General features: G+C 61.4%; 17 protein-coding genes. 13 read left to right on the forward strand and 4 right to left on the reverse strand.

Annotated elements, in window-relative coordinates:
* Window positions 1–30: 30 nt before the first annotated feature.
* The 12 genes from BUA36_RS26685 to BUA36_RS26740 all read left to right on the forward strand — a co-directional run bounded on the left by BUA36_RS26685 (window position 31) and on the right by BUA36_RS26740 (window position 14934).
* Window positions 31–1668 carry a TldD/PmbA family protein gene (locus tag BUA36_RS26685; RefSeq protein ID WP_072789367.1) on the forward strand — a complete coding sequence of 546 codons (1638 nt, stop codon included), beginning with the start codon at window positions 31–33 and terminating at the stop codon, window positions 1666–1668.
* Window positions 1669–1686: 18 nt separating this feature from the next.
* On the forward strand, window positions 1687–3024 hold the full coding sequence (locus BUA36_RS26690; protein ID WP_072789371.1) for a TldD/PmbA family protein: 1338 nt from the start codon (window positions 1687–1689) through the stop codon (window positions 3022–3024).
* A gap of 25 nt (window positions 3025–3049) precedes the next feature.
* Window positions 3050–4687, forward strand: coding sequence for a TldD/PmbA family protein (locus tag BUA36_RS26695; protein WP_072789374.1), 1638 nt, complete (start codon window positions 3050–3052; stop codon window positions 4685–4687).
* Window positions 4688–4692: 5 nt separating this feature from the next.
* Complete coding sequence (locus BUA36_RS26700; protein ID WP_072789488.1) at window positions 4693–6030, forward strand: TldD/PmbA family protein; 1338 nt, start codon at window positions 4693–4695, stop codon at window positions 6028–6030.
* Window positions 6031–6042: 12 nt separating this feature from the next.
* Window positions 6043–6666 carry a DUF4159 domain-containing protein gene (locus tag BUA36_RS26705; RefSeq protein ID WP_072789377.1) on the forward strand — a complete coding sequence of 208 codons (624 nt, stop codon included), beginning with the start codon at window positions 6043–6045 and terminating at the stop codon, window positions 6664–6666.
* Window positions 6667–6668: 2 nt separating this feature from the next.
* Window positions 6669–7667, forward strand: coding sequence for an AAA family ATPase (locus BUA36_RS26710; protein ID WP_072789380.1), 999 nt, complete (start codon window positions 6669–6671; stop codon window positions 7665–7667).
* Between the two features lie 6 nt (window positions 7668–7673).
* On the forward strand, window positions 7674–8597 hold the full coding sequence (locus tag BUA36_RS26715) for a DUF58 domain-containing protein (RefSeq protein ID WP_072789383.1): 924 nt from the start codon (window positions 7674–7676) through the stop codon (window positions 8595–8597).
* The gene (locus BUA36_RS26720) at window positions 8594–9667 is read left to right on the forward strand and encodes a BatA domain-containing protein (protein ID WP_072789385.1); all 1074 of its coding nucleotides are present in this window, start codon (window positions 8594–8596) and stop codon (window positions 9665–9667) included. The genes BUA36_RS26715 and BUA36_RS26720 overlap by 4 nt, the downstream gene beginning before the upstream one ends.
* Window positions 9651–11711: a DUF4175 family protein gene (locus BUA36_RS26725; protein WP_072789388.1), complete on the forward strand. Its 2061-nt coding sequence runs from the start codon at window positions 9651–9653 to the stop codon at window positions 11709–11711. The genes BUA36_RS26720 and BUA36_RS26725 overlap by 17 nt, the downstream gene beginning before the upstream one ends.
* Entirely contained in the window at window positions 11708–13381 is a 1674-nt protein-coding gene (locus BUA36_RS26730; protein WP_072789392.1) for a hypothetical protein, read from the forward strand. Before BUA36_RS26725 ends, BUA36_RS26730 begins: the two co-directional genes overlap by 4 nt.
* Window positions 13382–13471: 90 nt before the next feature.
* The gene (locus BUA36_RS26735) at window positions 13472–14314 is read left to right on the forward strand and encodes a helix-turn-helix transcriptional regulator (protein ID WP_139260705.1); all 843 of its coding nucleotides are present in this window, start codon (window positions 13472–13474) and stop codon (window positions 14312–14314) included.
* Complete coding sequence (locus BUA36_RS26740; protein ID WP_072789398.1) at window positions 14308–14934, forward strand: glutathione S-transferase family protein; 627 nt, start codon at window positions 14308–14310, stop codon at window positions 14932–14934. Before BUA36_RS26735 ends, BUA36_RS26740 begins: the two co-directional genes overlap by 7 nt.
* Before the next feature lie 67 nt (window positions 14935–15001).
* Here the strand turns inward: BUA36_RS26740 and BUA36_RS26745 are convergent, their stop codons facing one another.
* Together BUA36_RS26745 and BUA36_RS26750 are read right to left on the reverse strand one after the other, a co-directional pair.
* Window positions 15002–17728: a TonB-dependent receptor gene (locus tag BUA36_RS26745; protein WP_084560362.1), complete on the reverse strand. Its 2727-nt coding sequence runs from the start codon at window positions 17726–17728 to the stop codon at window positions 15002–15004.
* A gap of 191 nt (window positions 17729–17919) precedes the next feature.
* Window positions 17920–18561, reverse strand: a complete 642-nt coding sequence (locus tag BUA36_RS26750; RefSeq protein ID WP_072789401.1) for a pyridoxamine 5'-phosphate oxidase family protein — start codon at window positions 18559–18561, stop codon at window positions 17920–17922.
* Between the two features lie 85 nt (window positions 18562–18646).
* Here BUA36_RS26750 and pdxR point away from each other — a divergent pair, with 85 nt between their 5' ends.
* Window positions 18647–20191 (forward strand): MocR-like pyridoxine biosynthesis transcription factor PdxR, encoded by a 1545-nt coding sequence (pdxR, locus tag BUA36_RS26755; protein WP_072789404.1) that lies wholly within the window; start codon window positions 18647–18649, stop codon window positions 20189–20191.
* On the opposite strand, the gene BUA36_RS26760 is transcribed toward pdxR, so the two are convergent.
* Window positions 20139–22571: a TonB-dependent receptor plug domain-containing protein gene (locus BUA36_RS26760; RefSeq protein ID WP_072789407.1), complete on the reverse strand. Its 2433-nt coding sequence runs from the start codon at window positions 22569–22571 to the stop codon at window positions 20139–20141. The genes pdxR and BUA36_RS26760 overlap by 53 nt on opposite strands.
* A 253-nt stretch (window positions 22572–22824) precedes the next feature.
* A complete protein-coding gene (locus BUA36_RS26765) occupies window positions 22825–23601 on the reverse strand; it encodes a spermine/spermidine synthase domain-containing protein (RefSeq protein ID WP_072789410.1) in 777 nt (258 codons plus the stop codon).
* Window positions 23602–23607 lie beyond the last annotated feature (6 nt).

The raw sequence follows: 23607 nt of genomic DNA on the forward strand, positions 1-23607 counted from the left end.
GCGGCTGGCCCGTAACAATGTGGAGATACTATGGAACGACGTGCATTCCTCAATATCAGTAGTCTGGCTTTGGGCACGATGCTGCTGCCCTCGTTCGGCCGCGCCATCGCCGCGGAAGAACTGCTCAAGCCAGTGGATATGAAATTCAAAAAGGCCCTGGCCGACACCGCCATGACCGCCGCCACGCAGGCTGGCGCCTCGTATTGCGACGTCCGCGTGGGCCGCTATCTGAACCAGTTCCTGACCACCCGCGACCTGAATGTCGAAAACGTGGTGAATACCGAATCGGCCGGCGTCGGCGTGCGCGTGATTGCCGGCGGCGCTTACGGCTTTGCCGCCACCAATGACATGACCCCGGACGGCGTCGCTGCAGCAGCACGCCAGGCGGTGGCCATCGCCAAGGCCAACGCCAAGCTGCAAACCGAGCCGCTGATCCTGGCGCCGGTCAAAGGCGTGGGTGAAGTGGCGTGGGCCACGCCGATCGTCAAGGACTGGCGCACGGTGCCGATCAAGGACAAGGCAGAACTGCTGATCGCCGCCAACAAGGCCGGCATGGACGGCGGCGCAAGCTTCATGCAGTCCTTGCTGTTCCAGGTCAACCAGCAGAAGTACTTTGCATCGACCGATGGCTCCTATATCGATCAGGACATCCATCGCCTGTGGATGCCGTTCTTCGCCACCGCCGTCGACCAGAAAGAAAACAAGTTCCGTACCCGCCAGGGCCTGTCGGCGCCAGTCGGCATGGGCTATGAATACCTGGATGCGCGTCCCGAGCACAAGCTGCAGGCGGCCGGCGGTGTGACCACGCTGTACACCAAATCCTACGACCTGATTGAAGATGCCCGCCTGGCCGGCAAGCAGGCCAAGGCCAAGCTGAAAGCCAAGTCGGTCGAACCGGGCAAATACGACCTGGTGCTGACGCCGGAACACCTGTGGCTGACCATCCACGAATCTGTCGGCCACCCGACCGAGCTGGATCGCGTGCTGGGCTACGAGGCCAACTACGCCGGCACCAGCTTCGCCACGCTGGATAAATGGCAGACCAAGAAGTTCAAATATGGTTCGGACCTGGTCAACATCGTCGCCGACAAAACCACGCCAGGTTCGCTGGGCGCGGTGGGCTATGACGATGAAGGCGTCAAGTGCAAGAACTGGGACATCATCAAGGACGGCATCCTGGTCAACTACCAGGCCACGCGCGACCAGGCCCACATCATCGGCGAAAAAGAATCGCACGGCTGCTCGTATGCGGACAACTGGGCCAACGTGCAGTTCCAGCGCATGCCTAACGTTTCGCTCAAGGCCGGCAAGAAGCGCCTGACGCCGGACGAAATGATCAAGGACGTCAAGAAGGGCATTTACATCGTCGGCGATGGTTCCTTCTCGATCGACCAGCAGCGCTACAACTTCCAGTTCGGCGGCCAGCTGTTCTACGAAATCAAGAACGGCAAGATCGGCCAGCAACTGGAAGACGTGGCTTACCAGTCCAACACCCAGGAGTTCTGGAATGCCTGCACCGCCATCTGCGATGAACGCGACTGGCGCATGGGCGGTTCCTTCTTTGACGGTAAAGGCCAGCCGCCGCAAGTGTCCATCGTTTCGCATGGCGCTTCCACCTCGCGCTTCAACGGCATCAACGTTATCAACACTGCCCGCAAGATCGGCTAAGTCCCGGAGAGAGAGAAGATGAAATTTCTGAGTCAAGAAGAGACCAAACGCATCAGCGATAAAGTCATGTCGCTGACCAAGGCCGATCAGTGCGAAGTGACGATCAACGGCAGCCGCAAGGGCAATATCCGCTATGCGCGCAACGCGGTATCGACCGCCGGCCTGATTGAGGATACGCAGCTGGCAGTGTCGGTCGCTTTCGGCAAGAAGCAGGGCACGGCCACCGTCAATGAGTTCGACGAGAAGTCGCTGGAAAAAGCCGTGCGCCGCGCGGAAGACCTGGCACGCCTGGCGCCGGAAAATCCGGAGTTCATGCCGACGCCGTCGAAGCAGCAGTTCAAGGCCACCGAGACGTTCTTCCAGAAGACCGCCGACATCGATCCTGAATTCCGTGCGCAGGTCGCGGCGTACAGCATCGAAAACAGCAAGAAGAACAAGCTGGTGGCAGCGGGCTTCTTCACCGATGGCACGTCGTTTACCTCGGTCGCCAACTCCAATGGCGTGTTCGGCTACCAGCAGGACACGGGCCTGGACTTCACGCTGACCGTGCGTACCGAAGATGGCCGCGGTTCGGGCTGGGTCAAGCGCAGTGTGGGCGATGCAAGCAAGTTCGACGCGCGTGCCGCATCGGATATCGCGATCGAGAAAGCGCTGAAATCGGTGGATGCCAAGGCGCTGGAGCCGGGCCGCTACACGGTGATCCTGGAACCGGCCGCCACGTCCGACGTGCTGGCCTATATGTTCAACGCCTTCGACGCGCGTTCGGCTGACGAAGGCCGCAGCTTCCTGTCGAAAAAAGGCGGCGGCAACCGTCTGGGCGAAAAACTGTTTGATGAACAGGTCAACGTCTGGACCGACCCATGGGACAAGGATGTTGCGGTGCTGCCGTTTGATGCACAAAGCCTGCTGGCGCGCGAGCGTCAGGACATCATCAAGAACGGCAAGATCGCATCGCTGGGCTACTCGCAGTTCTGGGCCAAGAAACAGGGCCAGCGCGCGGTGGGCACGCCGGGCAATATCATCATGGCTGGCACCAGCAAGTCGACCGAAGAGCTGATCGCCAATACCAAGAAGGGCATCCTGGTGACCCGTACCTGGTATATCCGCATGGTCGATCCGCAGTCGCTGCTGCTGACGGGCCTGACCCGCGACGGCACGTTCTACATCGAGAACGGCAAGATCAAACATCCGATCAAGAACTTCCGCTTTAACGAAAGCCCTGTGACGATGTTGAACAACATAGACGAAATCGGCAAGCCGGAAATCCTGTCGGGCGACGAGTCGCAATTCCAGTTGCTGATCCCGGCCATGAAGGTCCGTGATTTCAACTTCACGTCGCTGTCGGATGCAGTGTAAGTAATACCATCATCAGGAGTAAAAAGTGGAACGACGTTCATTTCTAAAAGTAGGCGCCATTGCTGGCGGTAGCCTGCTGGTGCCGGTCTTCGGCAATGCCATCGCGGCCGAAGAGCTGCTCAACCCCATGGCCGTGCAGCTCAAGAAGTCGCTGGCCGACGCCGCCATGAACGCGGCCACCAAGGCCGGTGCCACGTATTGCGACGTGCGCATCGGCCGCTACCTGAACCAGTTCATCACCACGCGTGACCTGAACGTGGAAAACATCGTCAATACCGAATCCTCCGGTGTTGGCGTACGTGTCATCGCCAATGGCGCTTACGGCTTCTGCTCCACCAACGTGATGTCGCTGGATGCGGTTGCGGATGCGGCGCGCCAGGCAGTCGCCATCGCCAAGGCCAACTCGCGCCTGCAAAGCGAGCCGGTGGTGCTGGCGCCAACCAGGGGCGTGGGCGAAGTGGCATGGGCCACACCGTTCAAAAAAGACTGGCGTGCGGTGCCGATCAAGGAAAAGGCGGAGATGCTGCTGGCCGCGAACAAGGCCGGCCTGGATGCCGGCGCCAACTTCATGGCGTCCATGCTGTTCCAGGTGAACCAGCAGAAGTACTTTGCCTCCACTGACGGCTCTTACATCGATCAGGACATTCATCGTCTGTGGTCGCCGCTGACTGCAACTGCCGTGGATAAAGCCAGCGGCAAGTTCCGCACCCGCGACGGCCTGTCCTCGCCGGCCAGCATGGGCTTTGAATTCTTCGACTGCAAGCCGGAGAACCGCATCAAGGCGGCGGGCAATGTCACCACGCTGTACAAGGGCGCCTACGATCTGATCGAAGATGCACGGGCCGCTGGCCGTCAGGCCAAGGAGAAGCTCACCGCAAAAACGGTGGAGCCGGGCAAATACGATCTGGTGCTTTCGCCTGAACACCTGTTCCTGACCATCCACGAATCGGTCGGCCATGCCACCGAGCTGGATCGCGTGCTGGGCTATGAGGCCAACTACGCCGGCACCAGTTTCGCCACGCTGGACAAGTGGAAGTCCGGGAACTTCAAATACGGTTCGGATCTGGTCAATATCGTCGCCGACAAAACCACGCCGGCATCGCTGGGCCTTGTCGCCTACGATGACGAAGGCGTGGCCGCCAAGCGCTGGGACCTGATCCGCAAGGGCATCCTGGTCAACTACCAGGCCACGCGCGACCAGGCGGCCATGATCGGCGAAAAAGAATCGCATGGCTGCTCGTATGCGGACAGCTGGAGCAGCGTGCAGTTCCAGCGCATGCCTAACGTGTCGCTGGAAGCGGGCAAGAAGAAATTGACGCCGGACGAGATGGTCAAAGACGTCAAGAAGGGCATCTACATCATGGGCCGTGGTTCGTACTCGATCGACCAGCAGCGCTACAACTTCCAGTTCGGCGGCCAGCTGTACTTCGAAATCAAGAACGGCAAGATCGTCAACCAGCTGGAAGACGTGGCCTATCAATCCAACACGCAGGAATTCTGGAATGCCTGCTCGGCGCTGTGCGATGAACGCGACTGGCGCATGGGCGGCTCGTTCTTCGACGGCAAAGGCCAGCCTAGCCAGGTCAGCGCAGTGTCGCACGGCTCGCCGACGACGCGCTTCAACGGCATCAACGTAATCAATACCGCTCGCAAGATAGGATAAGAATGATGAAGATGCTGACTCAGGAAGAAGCAAAGCGTATCTGCGACAAGGTGATGTCGCTGTCCAAGGCCGACGAATGCCGCGTGCAGATCAACGGCAGCCGTAACGGCAATATCCGTTATGCGCGCAATGCGGTATCGACTGCTGGCCTGATCGAGAACACTACGTTGAGCGTGAGCGTGGCCTTTGGCAAGCGCCAGGGTACTGCCTCGATCAATGAGTTTGATGAGAAGTCGCTGGAAAAGGTGGTGCGCCGCGCGGAAGACGTGGCACGGCTGGCGCCTGAAAATCCGGAGTTCCAGCCCGCGATCAAGAAGCAGGACTTCAAACCTTCTGCCACCTTCAGCGATGCTACCGCAGCCATCGATCCAGACTACCGCGCCGAAGTGGCCGCCGCCAGCATTAACTCCGCACGCAAACAAGGCCTGGTGGCTGCTGGCTTCTTCAGCGACACTACTGGCTTTGAAACCGTCGCCAACTCGAATGGCGTGTTTGGCTATCAGACGCTGAGCAATCTGGGCTTCACCGTGACCACGCGCACCGAAGATGGCCGTGGCTCCGGCTGGGTAACCCGCTCCGCCAACGATGCGCGTAAATTCGATGCGCGTGAAGCGTCGGAAATCGCGATTGAAAAGGCATTGAAATCCGTGGACGCCAAGGCGCTGGAACCGGGCCGCTACACCGTGATTCTGGAACCGGCGGCGACGTCGGAAATCATCGGCCGCATGTTCGGCGCATTTGATGCGCGCCAGGCTGACGAAGGCCGCAGCTTCCTGTCGAAGAAGGGCGGTGGCAATCGTCTCGGTGAAAAGCTGTTTGATGAACAGGTCAATATCTGGGCCGACCCATGGAACCCGGATGTGCCGGTACTGCCCTGGGATAGCCAGGCCATGCTGGCGCGCGAACGCACGGACGTCATCAAGGGCGGCAAGATCGCCTCGCTGGACTACACGCGCTACTGGGCTGAAAAGCAGGGACAGCGTGCCATGGGCCGCCACGGCAATATGATTATGGCGGGCGGCGGCAAATCGACGGAAGAGCTGATTGCCTCGACCAAGAAGGGCATTCTGGTCACGCGCACCTGGTATATCCGCATGGTCGATCCGCAGTCGCTGCTGCTGACCGGCCTGACGCGCGACGGCACCTTCTACATCGAGAACGGCAAGATCAAGCATCCGATCAAGAACTTCCGCTTCAATGAGAGTCCGGTCACGATGTTGAACAACATCGATGAACTGGGCAAGCCGGTGGTTATCGGCGGTGATGAAGTGCGCTTCCAGATGCTGATTCCGCCGATGAAGGTGCGTGACTTTAACTTCACGTCGCTGTCGGACGCGGTGTAAAGGTCCAGCCGCGTGGCCTCGTACGATTTCTATTTCACCCGCCTGACCTACGAGTCGGGCGACTGGGATGTGGATATCCGCATGCCCAGCAACGTGCTCAATTCGCTGGTCGAATATACGACCTTGCGGGTGGATCCCGTTGAACGCATCGTCGCGCTGTCTGATCCGAAAATGCTGGAGGCGCCGTTCTGCTACTTTGCTGGCCACAAGCTGGTGCAGTTCACGGCGGCCGAACGCAAGAATCTGGAACGCTATATCAAAGGTGGCGGCTTCCTGTTCGTGGATGACTGCAACCACGATGTTGACGGACTGTTTGCGAAATCCTTCGAGGCTGAAATCGGCCGTATCTTCGGGCCGAAGGCGTTGCACAAGATTCCAAACAATCACCCGATCTATTCGGCCTTCTTCAAGTTCGAAGATGGCCCGCCCAATACCGGCGTGGAGCTGAATGGCTGGGGCGACGATCTGGTACACGATTATCTGAAGGCGATTGAGGTGGGTGGCCGCGTGCGGCTTTTGTACAGCAACAAGGATTACGGCTGCGAGTGGGATTATGACTTCCGCAACAAGCGTTTTCTCGCGGTCGACAACACCCGCTTTGCGGTCAACATTATTCAATATGCGTTGGGAGCGTAGTTATGGCTGAGGGGATCGCCTGGAGCGAAAATGAAATCGGCGAACTGACCGCCAAGGTCAAGGCGCTGAAGGCGAGCATGGGCAGGGTGATCATCGGCCAGGAAAACGTGATCGACTCGCTGATTATCTGCCTGCTGGCGGGCGGCCATGCGCTGGTGGAAGGTGTACCGGGCCTGGGCAAGACGCTGCTGGTAAAGTCGCTGTCGCAGGCCACGGAGCTGGACTTCCATCGCGTGCAGTTCACGCCAGACCTGATGCCGTCGGATATCGTCGGCACGGAGATTCTGGAAGAGGACCATGCGACGCGCAAGCGCGAGTTCCGCTTCCAGCAAGGACCGGTGTTCACGCAAGTACTGCTGGCGGACGAGATCAACCGTGCGCCGCCGAAAACCCAATCGGCGCTGCTGGAGGCGATGCAGGAGCGCTCAGTGACCTTCGCCGGCCAGACGCACAAGCTGCCCAAGCCCTTCTTTGTACTGGCGACGCAGAACCCGATCGAGCAGGCCGGCACATATCCGCTGCCGGAAGCGCAACTGGACCGCTTCCTGCTGCGCATCGACGTGGTGTACCCGAGCGAAGAAGAAGAGATCATGATGGTTTCCGCGACCACGCACGCTGGCTTGAAGGACGCGGAGCCGGTGATGGATGTGGCAACGCTGCTGCGCCTGCAGCAGCTGGTGCGCGATATCGAAATCGGCGATCACCTGGTTGCCTACGCCACGCGGCTGGTGCGTGCGACGCGCCCGGTACTGACCACGGTGCCTGCGGTGAAAAAGCATATCGGCTGGGGCGCAGGCCCGCGTGCAGGCCAGGCGCTGGTGCTGGCGTCCAAAGCGCGCGCCTTGATGCAAGGCCGGCTGGCGGTCACGCGCGACGACATCGCTGCCATGCTGCTGCCCGTGCTGGCGCACCGCGTGCTGCGCAACTTCGAAGCGGAAGCGGATGGCATCGCGATTGCCGATATCCTGAAAGCGCTGCGTGAGCATATCCGCCCAGACTAAGCTGCGATGTCTTCGACCCTGAATTCGCCGGCTGGCGAGACTACTGCCATGACGGCCATGATGGCCCAGACCAAGGATCTGGAGCTCGTGATCCGTCACGTGCTGGCAGGTCTTGGGCACGGTATCCATGCGGGCCGCGAACGCGGCGCGGGCGTAGAATTTTCCGAATACCGCGCGTATGCGCCCGGCGACGAATGGCGCCGCGTGGACTGGAAGCTGCTGGCACGCGCAGACCGCTACTTCGTGCGCGAAGCGGAGCGGGACAGCCATGTCGCTATCTGGCTATGGCTGGATGCTACTGCCTCCATGGCGGAACCCAGCCGCGAAATCCATGGCGTCGATAAACTCTGGTTCGCGCGAACGGTGCTCGCTTGCGTGGCGGCAATCGCGCAGCGTCAGGGCGACGCATTCGGCCTGGTCGTTTGCACCGGTGGCAAAGTGGAGTTCACACCGGCCTCGCGTGGGCCGCGCCAGTTGCAGCGCGTGCTGGCGGCTTTGAGCAAGTCACAGCCACTCGGCGGTCTGCCATCGGCGGAGGTACTCAAGGCGAACCTTCACTTTGCCCGCTCACCGAGCATGATCTTCGCCGTCAGCGACTTTCTCGACTGGCCGTCGCCACTGAGCGCAGCCTTGCTCCGCTTGCGGAACATGCGGCACGATGTGCGGTTGCTGACCTTGCGCACGCAGGCGGAGGTGGATGCTTCGTTCAAGTCCGGCGCTGGTTATCGCGACCCTGAACAGAACGACGGCTTGCACCGCATGACTAATGCAGACCGTGAACACTACAGGCAGCAAAGCCGCGCGCACTTCGATGGTGTGACGGCGAGCTGCCGTCAAAATAATATCGTCCACTACGAGGCGCGCATCGAGCAGCCTCTGAGTGGCGTCTTGCGCAGCTGGCTGCAGCTGGCGGGAGCGCGGGCAAAATGATCTTGAGTTCCTATCCGTTCTGGTGGCTGGCATTGCCGGTACTGCTGCTACCGATCTGGTGGCATCGCCAAAAACGTCAGCGTATCAAGGCTGAGCTGCTGGCCACCGCGCGCTTCCTGCCATCTGCACCGCCGGAGCAATTGCGTGTCTGGCAATGGCGCGACAAGCTACTGCTGCTGGTGCGCTGCCTGATGCTGGTGGCTTTGATCGCCTGGCTGGCGGCGACCATCTTCCCATGGCGCGGCGATACTGTCTTGATCGATCCAGGTGCAGACAAAGCTTGGGCTGAACAGCAGATCGCCGCCGCCGGCTTCAGCGCGTCCTCGCTCATGGATCTGCCGCCTGACGCGATGCCATGGCTGCTCCAGAATGAACGCGATTGGCGCCCGTCCGCCAAATTGCTGATCGTCGCCCGCGCGGAACAGATTCCTATGCCGGCGCGCATGCCGCAACTGAACCACCAGCTGGAACTGCGTACGCAGCCGCTTCGTTCCGCTGCCTCAAACGCCGCTGCCGCGACGCGGGCCGAATACCACGTCGCCATGGTCACCGAGCAGACGCGGGCCGCTGCATGGCAGTCCCTGTTCACCGCTTTCGGCAGCGCAGGCGAAAACGTCCGTCACTACACGCTGACCAGTGAGCCTGATGCCAAGACGGCGCTGATCGTCTGGGACAAACCAAACTCCACGCCACCGGCGGATTGGCACGCCCAGCACTGGTGGATTCCGGCATCCGCATCGCAGCCTTCCGCATTTCCAGAGCTGGCTAATGCGGCCGCGTTGACCATCAACGGCATTACACTGAAATACATCGACACGCCACGCGGGCGCCTGTGGACCTCGGACGCTTTTCCGCCGCGCGATGCCGACACCGCCCGCACGCTGTACGAAACCTGGCAGCTGTTGGCGGCAGCCCCAGCACCAGCTTACGCCACGCCCTCCCAGGCATTCCCAGCTGCCCGTAGCGCGCTACCAGCCATCTCCAACGCCACGCCAGCGGCCTGGCTGGCCTTTGCCTTGCTGGCGCTTTTCATGATCGAACGGATACTCACCCATGCACGGCGCTTCTGACCAGCTGCATAAGCGCCTTTGGGCCGCGTTATTGCGCCGACGTGCGCCGCAATGGCTGGCGGTACTGGCGCCTCTAGCCATCGCAGCGATTGCGCTGCGAGCGACGCCGGCATACGGCGCGGGAAAGACCGCGTGGCAGCTCTCGCTTGTCGCCATCGTCGTTTGTATTATCTGGATCACCATTGATGCCGTGCGCTGGCGCCGCCGCGTGGCCAGCCAGTGGACGTCCTGGCTGAACGCAGCCGTCCCACAACTGGAAGACAGCAGCGCCTTGCTGGCCACCGAAGCCAAAACGCCCATCGCCAGACTTCAGCAGCAACGGCTGGAAGCGCGCCTGGCCAGCATCCTGACTGCCGAAGACTACAAAAACATCGCCGTCGCGCATGCACGTTTCGCCATCCTGCCATTGATTCTCGGTTTGCTTGCTGCCGGTGCGGCATGGGTCTACCACAGCCATCCAGCAGGTGCTGTTGCGCCGACCGGCACCGCCAAACAGGTAAATAAGCCCATCGTTGATGGCGAGGTTTATCTGAGCATTACGCCGCCAAAATACACCGGCGCCGCAGCCTTCGAGACCGGCCCGCGTGACATTCAGATCCCGCAATACTCCGAAGTCCGCTGGTGTGTGCACAATCCGTCCGGCACGCAGCCGGTCGTCGAACTGGGTGATGGGCAGACGCTAGACGTCACCAGGGATTGCGCGACCATGCACGTTGAAGACTCGCTGTTCTGGCGCACTCGCGGCGCCGGCGCAACCCGCTACAACATCCGTGTCACAGCGGATCAGGCGCCGCAAATTACCATCGCTGAACCGACAGAACTCATCCACGTCCTGCAACGGGACGCGAAGCTGGTGCAGATCTCCGTCAATGCAAGCGACGATTACGCCATCGTTCGCGCCAGCCTGCACATGACACTTGCGCGCGGCAGTGGTGAGAACATCCGCTTCAGCGACAAGGAAGTACCGCTGCCGCAATCCAGCGACCCCAAAGTGCGCGGCTGGAAGAAGCAGTGGACGCTGGCGGAACTCGGCATGGAGCCGGGCGATGAGCTTTACTTCTTCGTGCGCGCCACCGATAACGCACCGGTGGCTCACACCACCCAGTCGCCGACCTACACCTTGCGCCTGCCTGGCCCGGAAGCAGAAAGCCTGGAATCCACAGCGCTGCCGACCGCAGTCAAGCCGGAGAACCTGCGCAGCCAGCGTCAAATCATCATCGATACCGAGCAACTGTTGGCAGACCTGAAAGCGCATCCCGACATGCCAGCGGCCACGCTACGCAGCCGCAGCGAAACCATCGCCTCAGATCAGGCCAAGCTGCGTCTGCGTTACGGCCAGTTCCTTGGCGAAGAATCCAGCCTGTTCGGCGATGAAGACCACGACCACGAAGAGCATCATGGCGGCGCCGAGCGGCCCGGCAGCGAACTGTCGGTCATGAGGGAATTCGGCCACGCTCACGATCAGGAAGATAACGCCACGATCTTCGATCCTAAAACCAAAGCTGTGCTGAAACGTGCATTGGCCGCCATGTGGGATGCGGAGAAATCGCTGCGCGCCATCTCGCCCAAGACCGCGCTGGCGCCGGAGTACAAGGCACTGGAAGCCATCAAGGAACTACAGGCGGCAGAACGCGTGTACCTGCATCGCACCGCCTTTGTGCCGCCAGCGCTGAAAGAAGAGAAACGTATGACCGGCGACATCGTCGGCGCGATGAGCTACAAACGCGAGCAGGGCGCCGCCAACGACACTGTGCCCGCTGAAGTGCGCGATCTGGTACAGGCCCTGTCACAGCAAGGCGCGTTGCCTGCACTGTGGAGCAAGGCAGCACGTGATGCGATTGCCGCACGCATCGCCGACCAGGAACAAAAACTCAGTGCACAGCGCGCGGTGCAGGATGTGCTGGACGGCTGCGTGCCTTGCCGTGGCGAGTTGCGTGCGTGGTTGCGTAGCACCCTGACCGATGCGCCAGTATTGTTGCAGGCGCGTCCATCGGCAGACACACCATTCCGTCAGGCGTGGAGCGGTAAGGAGCAAAGTAAATGATGATGCCGGATGACCTGGCAACGATGGCGCCGCCGCTGGCAGCTTTGGCAGTTGGTGTCGTCAGCGCAGCACTGTACGGACGCAGGAGGCGTTGGACTAATGCCCTGCTGGCATGCGCTGCCGGCGCATCGCTCGCATTTGCGCTGGCCGACATACGCAAGGAGCCTGGCGCTGCAAGCCCGGTGACAATAGATACTGCTGCTGGCCGCCTCAGTGAGGCCGACCGTGTCGCGATTTCCAAGGCCGCGAGCGTGCTGCTGAACGGCGATGGCGTACGCGAAGCCGAGTGGCGCGACCTTCCTGCGCGTCCTTTGCAATGGACGCCTGCCGCTGCCGATCTGCTTTGGCTGGACTTCCCACGTTCGATTTCCCTTGGCCGCATCTTCACATTAACGGTGCGGCGGTCGCCAGCGCAGGCGGCCTGGCGCTTGCAGCTGCTCGCCGAGAATAAGCAGGTACTAGCGGATTCCGGCCCGCCGTCAGCGGCTGCGCAGCAGACCTTGCAATGGCTGCCGCCTGTTGCCGAAACCATGGTGCTGCAGGCACGCCTGTTGGACGCGAACGGGAAGACCATCGCGCAAGGACCCATTCCCCTGCAGGTCAAGGACGCCATGCCGTTGCAGATACAAGGCCGCTTTGATGCGCCGTCGTTTGATGTGCGTGTGCTGAATCAACTGCTGACAGATGGCAGTGCCATATTGGATTGGCGTGTCACGCTCGGCAAAGCGATTACGCGCAGTGAAACCGCGCGTGCTCCCTTGCTCGGGCCGAATGCAATGTTTGTTGACGCCGCCTATGTCGAACATCTGAGTCCATCGGCCAGAGCTGCGTTGATCGCGCAGGCAGGGCAGGGTGTTCCACTGGTTGTCCTGGGTGGGAATGCTGCCGCTGCCAGTGTCTGGCAGCGGGACTTCGGCCTGTCCCTGCATCCGCAATCGCCGACGACGGAAAAAGAGGACGCGCGCCAGTTCGGCGCAGTACTCACCATGCCGCTAGCGAGCCTGAACCCTGCGGAGAACGTTGCTGAGCCGTGGTCTGTTCTGGCGCGGGACACGAAGAAACAGCCCTGGATGTGGCAGCGTAGTGTGGGCAAAGGGCGCGTGGTGTGGCTGGGTGTGACGGACTGGCACAAGCATGCGATCAACGCGCCGCAAGCCCTGGCGCTGTGGTGGCAGTCGGCGATGGACCGTATTGCGCTTGATAGCATGCAGAAGACCGCCTGGCAGATGCATGATCCCATGCCGGTTCCCGGGTTGCGCAGCGAGGTGTGCGTCCAGGGCGTGAAGCCTGGTGTGGCGCTGAAGGCTGAGGGCTACGCTGCGATGGCATTGCAATCGCGCGCGGACAAGGCGGATGGCGTATGTGCCGCATTCTGGCCGCAAAAGACAGGATGGCTTCAGTTCACTGCAGCGGGCATGGAGGCTCCGGGCGTGGAGTACATCTATGCTATTAACGATTGGCCGGCCTGGCAGCGGGCGCTGCGCCGCGATGCGACTGCGCAGTACGCGGCACGCAGCAGCGGCATGCTGCGTACACCGGCGGCAGGCCGGACTGCCGCGCAGACGGATCGCCTGTTGCCGGCTGCGCCGTTTGCGGTGCTGTTCGTACTTTGCATGCTGGGACTGTGGTGGCGCGAACAGCGCGAAAACACCAATGCGACTGCGCTTTGATCGGATCGGCACAAAAACAGATCGGCCCTGCACGAAGCTGAGGGCGCGGGGCAGTTACACTGGACCTGTTCCAACTACCGGATAAACGCCGTGTCCATTGATACCCCAGACCGTGATATGCACGTCAGAGCAGGCCTGGGCGCTGCTGCGCATGTGATGCAAGGCCGCGAGCTGGAGATACTGCGCATCCGTGTCGAGCAGCCCATGCTGATCTTCATCGACAAGGGTACCAAGACCGTGCGCTGCGGAGACAGCCCATCCGTGCAGGCCTTTCCCGGCCAGGCGATTCTCCTGGCAGGCGGCCATACCGTCGATTTCAATAACGGCGTCCTGGAGGACGGCGAGCCATACGAAGCACGCTGCCTGGTGGTTGATCCAGCGCTGCTGGAGGATGCGTATTACGCCAGCCGCGTCGCGATGACCGACGCTGCGGCGCCAGGTCCGGCACAGCTGCTCCGTCAACCATCGCCGGACCTGGCGGCCGCTTTCGAAAGTGCACGCCGCGCACTGGCGCTCACCAGCGCCGTTCCTGACGCCGTCGTGCGTCAGCGGCTGCTGGAGGTCATGCACTGGTTGCTGGAAGCTGGCATCGCGCTACATCGCCCGCAAGTCGATCCACGGATTTCGCTCAAGGTACGTTCGCTGATTATCCGGCGCCTTGACCACAACTGGACCGCCACCAGCGTCGCAGGCCAGCTTGCGCTGTCGGAAGCGACGCTGCGGCGCAGGCTTGCAGAAGAAAGTACCTCGTTCAGCGAGCTGCTGGTGGATACACGCATGGCCACCGCATTGACGCTGCTGCAAGCCACAACGCATCCCGTGTCCGAAATCGCGCTATCGGTTGGTTACGAATCTTCCTCCCGTTTCGCTGTGCGTTTTCGCCAGCGTTTCGGTTTCTCACCCACCACCGTCCGTGGAAAACGTCTATGTTAACCCTGCACCATCTCGGCATCTCTCAATCTGAACGCGTGATCTGGCTCCTGGAAGAACTGGAGCTGCCATATGCGCTGAAACACTACACACGCGACCCGGTAACGCTGCTGTCGCCACCGGAGCTGAAGGCCGTCCATCCGTCCGGCACGGCGCCGTTGCTGACCACCGAAGAAGGCGTCACCATCGCCGAATCCGGCGCCATCGTCCAGTTCATCCTCGCGCGTTACGGGAATGGCCGGCTGGCGCCTGCCGTGCAGGACGCAGACTTTGCGCATTACCTATACTGGTTCCACTTCGCAAACGGCAATCTGGTGCCGCATCTGGGCCGCGTGATGTTCTTTGGCCTGGCTGGTGTCGCTGCCAACCATTCTGCAATGGGCTTTGCCCATGAACGCGTGACGCGCGCGCTGGCAATGTTGAATGACCGGCTGGCGGAAACGCCCTGGCTTGCAGGTGCTGAATTCAGCGCAGCGGATGTCATGAATGTATTTGGCGTGACGACGATGCTGCACTTCTCGCCGTGGGACCTGAACCCGTATCCGCACATCCTGGCCTGGCTGGAACGCGTTTCACAGCGGCCAGCCTATCAGCGCGCCAGGCGTAAAGGCGACCTGGCCTAAAAAAGCCCTGCAAGCCACTGCAGGGCTAAAGCCGGCCCAGACTGCGGGCCGGCATCCTTGGCCGGAATCAGAACTTGTAGTTCACGCCAAACAAGACGGTACGGCCATACTTGGCATACTCCAGCTGACGGTCCTTGCTGTTCGCATAGGTTTCGTAAGCTTCGTTGGTCAGGTTATTCACCTGTAGCAGCACGCCCAGGCCTTTGTATGCGCCTTCGTTGAATGTGTAGCCGATCTGGAAGTCAACCGGGCTGTCGCCCACCACGTAACGCAGCTGGCGGTCGCCCGCGAAGTTGCCGATTTCACCCACGTAGTCCGAGCGCTTGCGCGTACTCACGCGCGTGGAGAAGCCTGCTTTTTCGTAGTACAGCGTCAGGTTGGTGACGTTGCGCGACAAGCCTGGCAACTGGATCTTGCCGATTGTCGAATTGACTTCCTTGATGTCGATACCGCTCTCGGTGTACGAGGTGCTGGCCAATACGCCGAAACCATCCAGCGCCGGCGTCAGCATCTCAAACGGTAAGGACAGCGACAGTTCCGCACCTTTCAGCATGCCGCCGTTGCCGTTGTAGGACGTGGTGTACTGGCCCATATTGGTGATCGCAATGGTGCCCGGTGTGTACTGCGAGAAGTCGCGCGTTTCGGAGAACGTGTAGATGTAGGTGTCCAGCTTTTTGTAGAAGCCCGCCAGCGCGACGTAGCCTTTTTTGGCGAAGTACTTTTCCCACGAGATGTCGAACGCCTTGGCACGCCATGGATCGAGCTTGCTGTTGCCGCCGCTGCCGCTAGGCAGACGCGTACCGGTATCGACGGTGAAGTTGAAGCCGGCATTCAGCTGGTCCACGCGCGCACGGGCGATCTGCTTGGCCAGCGATACGCGCAAGGTCTGGTCGTTCGGCAGGCCGAAGGCCAGGTTCATGCTAGGCAGGACGTCGTTGTAGCTCTTGCCGTCTTCGATCGGATGGGCGGCCGTGGTGGCGTCAGCGTACAGCGATTGCGACGACTGGTTGGTGTGGACCAGCTGTGCGCCGACGTTGCCGCGCACGGACACGCCACCCCAGTCAGCGTCGATATTCGCGCGGGCGAAGCTGGTGGTGATCTTCTCCGTCACGTCCCACGCGCGGCTGATGGTACCGGCGTTGTTGGCCAGGCTGTAGTTGATCGGATCGAAGTATTTGGCGATTACCGCCGGCACATTCCACGATGGCACAACGCCGGAACCCGCGAAGCCCAGATCGACCGGCGCATACAGCAGATCGCTGGAAATGGTTGGATTCCCTTTGGCGAATAGCTGGCCCGACGGCTGGCGCTTGGTCTTGGTGCGGTCGCTGTGGTTGATGCCGATGTCGATGTTGCGCAGGTAGTTGTCCAGCACATCCGGCACCGGCAGCGTCGCGACCAGCTTGAAGCTTTTCAGCGTGTCCTTCAGATGCGGCGCGTAGGTGCTGCCGTAGCCATAGATCGAGTTACCGGTGAACAGTTTGGCCGGATCGCTGTAATTGAGCGTGCCGGCGACCCTGGCGAAGCTGCCGGGCGTCCAGCCGACCGTCATGAGCGGATCGTTGAAGGCGCCGCCGCTGGCGCTCTGCAATTGCAGATTGTTTTCCAGGTAGGTTTCGTCACGCTTGGCTTGCGAGTAGTTGGCATCGGCCAGCAGCGTCCAGCTGCCGAAGTTGAAGCGGTTGGCCCAGCCCGCAGTGCGGATCTGGTCTTTGCGGTTGTTGTACTGGCCGCGCACCAGCGGGTAGGCGCCTGTCGCGGTGCCGCCCAGCAGTGTGCCATTGACCACATTCACAGTGGAGTAATTGAAACCCACCGGGTTGTTGCTGCCGTTGTAGCCGCCCAGGTTCACTTCGAACTGGTTGTTGGTATCGACCTGCTTGAACTCGGACGCGAAGATGTCCACGGTGCTGGTCCACATTTTCGATGGACGGTATTCGAGCACGCCAATCAGGCCGGTACGTTTCAGCGTTCCGCTCTTCGCCAACGACTTGACGCCGGCGGTGACATAGGTCCCCGCTGGTACGCCGGACACCTTGCTCTGGTCGAACGGCTCGTAAGTGCCGGTTTCGTTATCGAGGATGGGCGACTCCATGTGCGCAATGCCCAGCGCGACGCCGATCGTGCGGTTGGCAAACTGGTCGATGTAGCTGCCGCTGATGCGGTGGCCGGTGTCTTTGGTGTTGGCGATTTTGCCCAGCGAGTTTTTCTCGCCGCGCGCATTGATGGAGAAGGTGCGGCTGCCGAAGGCCAGCGGACGCACGGTCTGCATGTCGATAGTGCCGGACAGGCCCTGGCCGACCAGGCCCGCATCCGGCGTTTTGTAGACGGTGACGGCGCTCAGCAGCTCGGACGGATACTGGTCGAACTCCACGCTGCGGTTGTCGCCGGTGCTGACCTGTTCGCGGCCATTGAGCAGCGTGGTGGCGAAGTCCGGGGACAGGCCGCGGATCGAAATGACCTGCGCGCGGCCGGCCACGCGTTGCGCCGCCAGGCCAGGCAGGCGTGCGATCGATTCGGCGATCGATACATCCGGCAGCTTGCCGATGTCCTCGGCGGAGATGGTTTCAACGATGGAGGTCGCGTCTTTTTTGACCGAGATGGCATCCTCGATGCCGCGCCGGATGCCGGCCACCACCACGGTGGAAACCGGGGCGTCGCCGGCTTGCGGCGCGGCGGCGTTTTGGGCGTGAACGGGAGCGGATAGGGCGGAAATCAGCACTGCGCAGGCGGCGGCGACAGGGCTGAGCGGGAGCGCGGCACGCAGGCCGCGCTCTTGGTGATTGAGCTGCATTTTAGTCTCCAGGTGTAGTTCGAATGATCACGTTCTTATGACGTTTCGATTCGATCTTGTATTAAAACTAGAATGCAAGTCAAACAAAGTTTACCGTTGTGTCACGGTAAACCGGGTGCTTTTGGCGTTTACTCGCTCTGCAAATGTATGGAGTTGTATTTGCACTACACAAATATCAATGAGTGTGTAGCTCAACTACATTTTGTCCAGTTCAGTACATACGCCGGTGGCGTAATCGAGCATGCCGCGTCGGTCTGCGGGGCGAGCGCCGTGCGCGCCCATGGAAGGATGCCGGCCCAGACCGGCCACTGCATGTCTTCGGCATCGTCTTCCACACCGCCGGCGCGTACTTTGCAGGCTGCTTCGGCCAGTGAAATACGCATCACCGTGGTGGCGGCGTATTCCTTGCCGGAGCCGGGGCGGATCTCCGCCTGGCGGCCCGGCGCCAGCTTTTCCATGAAGACTTCCATGGCATGACGCGCGGCGTCGCCGTCCACCACTTCAAATCGGCCATAGACCATGGCCGAGCGGTAGTTCATCGAATGATTGAACGCCGACCGTGCCAGCACCAGACCGTCCAGATGCGTGATCGTCACGCAGCACTCGTCGTCCATCAAACGCTTCAACATGCGGCTGCCGTTGGAACCGTGGATGTAAAGATGGTCGCCCTGGCGCCAGCAGGCGGTCGGAATGCAGTGCGCGCCTCTGGCGTCACTGAAGGCGATGTGACAGACGTAGGCTTCATCGATGATGGCGTGCAGGGTGGACGTGTCGTAGTGCGCGTTGGTTGGAATGCGGCGGATGCGGGTACGGTCGGTCGGTGGCTGGTTCATGTCTTCCTTTCAAAAGAAAGCAAATATAATGGCAATGCTGGCTCCTTCAACAGATCCAGGAATAGCTATTTTTATGGAGCCACGAATGGATTTTACTTTGCTCATCAACGGCTACGCGGAACAGCACGGCGATGCGGCCTGGCCGCGTCAGCGCCTGCTGCATGAGTGCCTGCGCGCCGCCATCCGCGATGGCACGCTGGCAGCGGGCACCAGGCTTGCCGCGACACGCGCCCTGGCGGAGGAGCTGGGTGTGGCGCGCAATACCGTGCTGTATGCCTACGACCAGCTGACCAGCGAAGGCTATGTGGTGAGCGACCGGCGCGGCACGCTGGTGGCGGCCGTGACACCGGATCGCAAGCCGCCGCGCCGCACGCTGGCCGCGCCGAAGATCGGCCTGTCGCAGCGCGTGCGCAATCTGCGTTCCGTGCCGGGCGATGCGGAGCGCATGGGTGCTTTCGTGCCAGGCGTGCCGGCGCTGGAACACTTCCCGATGGCGCTATGGCGGCGCATGCTGGAGCGCGCCTTGCGCGGCATGACGGTGCAGCAGCTGAATTATGGCGATCCTGCTGGCGAAGCGCCGCTGCGCGAAGCCATTGCGGATCACCTGCGCGCCTCACGCGGCGTGGTGTGCGATGCCGCGCAGGTCTTCATCACCGACGGTACGCAAAGCAGCCTGGATATATGCATGCACGCCCTGGCCGATGCTGGCGACACGGTCTGGATCGAAAACCCCGGCTACGGCGGCGCGCTGGCAGCGGCACGCGCCGCCGGGCTGGCCGTGACAGGCATCGATGTGGACGATGACGGCATGGCGCCCAAACCGGATGACTGGATGCTGCGGCCACCCAGGCTGATTTACACCACGCCGTCGCACCAGTATCCGGTCGGCAGTGTGCTGAGCTTGCGCCGCCGCCATGCGCTCATCGAGGCGGCGCGTGTGGCTGGCGCGCTGGTTATCGAAGACGACTACGACAGCGAATTCCGCCACGATGGCGCGCCACTGCACGCCATGCAGGGACTGGCGGCGGACGCGCCGGTGGTGTATCTGGGGACCTTTAGCAAGACCATGTTTCCGTCGCTGCGGATTGGCTTCGTGGTGGTGCCGGCGGTGCTGGCCGAGGCGTTTGCGGAGATGCGCGCGCAATCGTCCGCGCGTGGCCGCGTGGCGGAACAACTGACGCTGGCGGAGTTCCTGCGCAGCGGCCAGTTTGTGCTGCACCTGCGCCGCATGCGGCGCTTGTATCGCCAGCGGCGCGACGCGCTGGTGGCCGCGCTGGAACTGCATCTGGGCTCAATCGCCACCGTGCATGGTGGTTCAGCGGGCATGCACCTGTCGCTGCGCTTCAACGACGCGCGTATCGATGACGTGAAGGTGACGGCGCAGGCGGAGCGCCATGGCATTGCGGTCAACGCGCTCAGCGAGCATGACACGCAAGGTGACTCGGGATGGAAGGGTTTGATGCTCGGCTATGCACAGGTGCCAGCCGAGCAGATGGAAGGCCTGGTGAAGCAGTTGGCGGCGATTGTGCACCTTGCGGCGTATGCCGCCAACTGTTCAACGGAGCGTTCAGCGAAGCTTAGAACGCCGTATCAGCACGCACGTAGAACGAGCGGCCGTTCACGCCGATAGGGCAGGTTTCCCAGCAGCGCGTGAAGCCCAGTTTCGGGAAGTCGCCGCCGTTGGTCCATTCGTTCGGCAACTGGTTGAACGCGTTGTTCACGCCGACGCTGAGGAAGGTCTTCTTGCTGAAGCCATAGCGTACGGTTGCATCCACCAGCCAGCGCGCATCCCACTTCTGCAGCGGGCTGAAGTTTTCCGCATACACTTCGCCGTAGTAGTTGGCGCGGGTGTTGATGTTCCATGCGCCGGCGGTGTAGTCCGCCGCAACCACGTGGTGTTTGCGTGGCTGGCCATGTTCGATCAGGGTGACTTGCGACTTGTCGAACAGCTGTTCACCCGTCAGAACCGACGACGTCGAGTGGCGCTTGGTCACTTCCGTTTTGTTGAAGCCCAGCTGGCCCGACAGCACCAGCGTGGATGCATCAAACTTGCTGGTGTGTTCGGCGACGATGTCCAGGCCACGGGTGCGGGTATCGACGGCGTTGGTGAAGAACTGTGCCTGGCCGACGCCCAGCGGTTTCAGGATGTTGGCGATCGGGCCGCCGCCAGCTTCCGGTGCGATCTCGCTCGAGAACACGATACGGTCCTTGATCTTGATCTCGTAGACGTCAGCGGTCAGCGACATATTCTTCGCCGGACGCAGTACCACACCCATGCTGCCGTTGGTCGAGGTTTCCTCTTTCAGCGGCTTGATGCCGAAGGCCTGGGTCACGGCGCTGCCCTGACGCGCGGTCAGGGTTTCGGTCAGCACACCGTTATTCAGGTTGGTCGACACGGAGCTGTAGAACTCCTGCTGCACGCTGGGTGCGCGGAAGCCGGTGGACAGGCTGGCGCGGAAGCCGACTTCCTTGGTCGGGTCAAAACGGCCACTCAGCTTGCCGGTCACGGTGCTGCCGAAGTCCGAGTACTTTTCGTAGCGCACTGCGCCGGCCAGGGTCAGGTTATCGACTGGCTTGGTTTCCGTATCCAGGAACAGCGCGATGTTGTGACGGCCCGAATCCACCGCAGTGGCCGGGGTGTAGCCAGGGAAGCCCTGGATGCCGGAAGCCGCCGTACCGCCGCTAGGCGCCTTGATGGCGATGGCGGGATTGTTGGTGCGGCCGTACTGGTAGGACACCGGATCGCCAGCGACGATCTGGTAGTTGTCCTGACGGTATTCGAAGCCGGTCGCCACGAACACTTCGCCGCCGCCGACTTTCACCGGACCTTTGACGTCGGCGTTGAAGGTCAGCTGCGAGAATTTCAGCGTGCCGGTGTCGGCTTCGCGTGGCGAGTCGGCGTAGATGCCGCCGCCCGGTTTTGGTTCATACCAGTAGCTGACGTTCAAGCTGTTCGACTCGTGGAATTTGAGTTCGCTGGCGCCGTAGTTGATGCTGACGTCAGTCTTCCAGTCGCCAGGCAGGTCGCGGCGGTAGCCAAACGCGAACGAAGCGTCGTTGATGTCGGTGCGGATCTGCGGCAGGAAGCCGTTTGGATAAACGCTTTGCACGGTGCGGTCATCGCCGGCGGAGCGGAAGAAGCCATATGAATCGCTCTTGCGTTTCGAGACGCCGCCGAAGGCGTAGAACTCGCTCTCCTTATCGATCGGCAGTGCGCCGTTCCACCAGAAGTAGCCGTCCTTGGTGTTGCTGTCGCCGATGTGCTGGGTCACGCGTGGCGGATTGACGCGCAGCGAGTCCGGGCCGGCGCGGTTGGTTTCGCCGCGCTTGCGGCCTTCCAGCGTCAGGTTGATGTAGCCGCCGTTTTCGCCCAGCGCGAAGCCGCGGTTGGCGCTGGCCGAGTACAGGTCGCCGTCGCCTTCCGACGTGGTGCCCAGCTGGCCGCTCAGCGAGGTCTCGCCGACGTTGGATTTCAAGACGATGTTGATGACACCGGCAATTGCGTCCGAGCCGTATTGCGCGGCTGCGCCATCGCGCAGCACTTCGATGTGGTGGATCGCGCCCAGTGGAATCGCATTGATGTCGGTACCAGCCGAACCACGGCCGATGGTTTGCTGCACGTTGACCAGCGCCTGCTGGTGACGGCGTTTGCCGTTGACCAGCACCAGTACCTGGTCAGGCCCCAGCGAACGCAGGGTGGCCGGACGGATCGAGTCGGTGCCGTCGCTGATGAAGGTGGTGGAGAAGTTGAACGACGGGTCCAGCGTTTGCAGCAGTTTGCCCAGTTCCAGCGGGCCGGCGGTCTGCAGGTCCTTGAGACCGATCAGGCCTACCGGCGCCGACGTGTCCAGCGCCGTCTTGGCCACCGAGCGCGAGCCCAGGACGACCACGGTCTGTTCGTTGGCTTTGGCGCTGTCGTCGGTGGACGTTTGCGCGTAAGCGGTTTGCGCAGCCAACAGCAGGATAGCGCTGGCGAGCATGGTACGTTTGAATTGTGGTGCTCTCTTCATTGTTCTCTCTCTTGGTATCTTGTTGGCGGCTGCGGGTGGGCCGTTAAGAAAATACTAAAGGGAGGGTTCGGAGAGCGACAACGCGGCATGCACCACATTGTTGCGGATTATGCACAATTATCAATATTTCGTGCGTTGTAACGCAATGTATCGTAAGCTGACCGGCGGCCCGGCACGTACCTGGTGCATCAATGCACAAAAGTGTGGCGTGGGCGCATCGGTATGCAGCGCTTGCATATCGATATGCAGAAACCTACTGCTGGTCCAGCATCCAGCCTTTGAGGCCATTGACCCACGATTTGGCCGGCAGGTTCAGGGTCTTCTTGATTTCGCCCGCACGCTCATACAACACGCTGAAATCCAGCGACGGCGCGTTCTTGAAGGCGATGACGACGATGTTCGCGTCATGCACCTCCGGCAGCCAGACCACGGCGTCGAACACCAGTTCCATGGTCTGCAGGTTCTTGTCGTAGTTGGTGAAGTCGTCGCCAAACACGTTGGTGGTCATGATGCCGCCATTGCGCAGCACGTCGGCGCAGCCCTGGTAGAACTCCTGGCTGCTCAGCACCGGGCCGCGCGCTTCTTCGTCATACAAATCCACCTGCAGGATATCGACCGTGTTGCGGTTGGCCGGATCGAGCACGAAATCCATCGCGTTCATTTCGCGTACGTTCAGGCGTGCATCGTTGGGCGGCAGGGCGAACTGCGATTCGCACATGGCGATCACGTTGGGATTGAGTTCGATCGCGGTTACGCGCGCCTGCGGCAGGCGGCGGTAGCAGAACTTGGTCAGCGCGGCGCTGCCGAGCCCCAGCTGGACGATGTGCTGCGGCTGATCGTTGAACAGCAACCACATCATCATCATCTGGACGTATTCCAGCTCGATGTTGTCTGGCTTGGCGAGTCGCATGGCGCCCTGCACCCATGAGGTGCCCAGGTGCAGGCTGCGCACGCCCTGGAACTCGGTGGTGGTGGCCGGCGGATGGCCGGGCTGGTCGAAACGGACGGCGGGGGATGAAGACTTGGACATCCCGCC

Source organism: Duganella sacchari (assembly GCF_900143065.1).
Taxonomy (GTDB): Bacteria; Pseudomonadota; Gammaproteobacteria; order Burkholderiales; family Burkholderiaceae_D; genus Rugamonas; species Rugamonas sacchari.

Bases quoted from the DNA above. Each gene is read 5' to 3' on its own strand.
- pdxR (WP_072789404.1), top strand. From the start codon at position 18,647: ATGGATTTTACTTTGCTCATCAACGGCTACGCGGAACAGCACGGCGAT.
- BUA36_RS26720 (WP_072789385.1), top strand. From the start codon at position 8,594: ATGATCTTGAGTTCCTATCCGTTCTGGTGGCTGGCATTGCCGGTACTG.
- BUA36_RS26765 (WP_072789410.1), bottom strand. From the start codon at position 23,601: ATGTCCAAGTCTTCATCCCCCGCCGTCCGTTTCGACCAGCCCGGCCAT.
- BUA36_RS26700 (WP_072789488.1), top strand. From the start codon at position 4,693: ATGAAGATGCTGACTCAGGAAGAAGCAAAGCGTATCTGCGACAAGGTG.
- BUA36_RS26750 (WP_072789401.1), bottom strand. From the start codon at position 18,561: ATGAACCAGCCACCGACCGACCGTACCCGCATCCGCCGCATTCCAACC.
- BUA36_RS26745 (WP_084560362.1), bottom strand. From the start codon at position 17,728: ATGCAGCTCAATCACCAAGAGCGCGGCCTGCGTGCCGCGCTCCCGCTC.
- BUA36_RS26690 (WP_072789371.1), top strand. From the start codon at position 1,687: ATGAAATTTCTGAGTCAAGAAGAGACCAAACGCATCAGCGATAAAGTC.
- BUA36_RS26715 (WP_072789383.1), top strand. From the start codon at position 7,674: ATGTCTTCGACCCTGAATTCGCCGGCTGGCGAGACTACTGCCATGACG.
- BUA36_RS26760 (WP_072789407.1), bottom strand. From the start codon at position 22,571: ATGAAGAGAGCACCACAATTCAAACGTACCATGCTCGCCAGCGCTATC.
- BUA36_RS26730 (WP_072789392.1), top strand. From the start codon at position 11,708: ATGATGATGCCGGATGACCTGGCAACGATGGCGCCGCCGCTGGCAGCT.
- BUA36_RS26740 (WP_072789398.1), top strand. From the start codon at position 14,308: ATGTTAACCCTGCACCATCTCGGCATCTCTCAATCTGAACGCGTGATC.
- BUA36_RS26685 (WP_072789367.1), top strand. From the start codon at position 31: ATGGAACGACGTGCATTCCTCAATATCAGTAGTCTGGCTTTGGGCACG.
- BUA36_RS26725 (WP_072789388.1), top strand. From the start codon at position 9,651: ATGCACGGCGCTTCTGACCAGCTGCATAAGCGCCTTTGGGCCGCGTTA.
- BUA36_RS26710 (WP_072789380.1), top strand. From the start codon at position 6,669: ATGGCTGAGGGGATCGCCTGGAGCGAAAATGAAATCGGCGAACTGACC.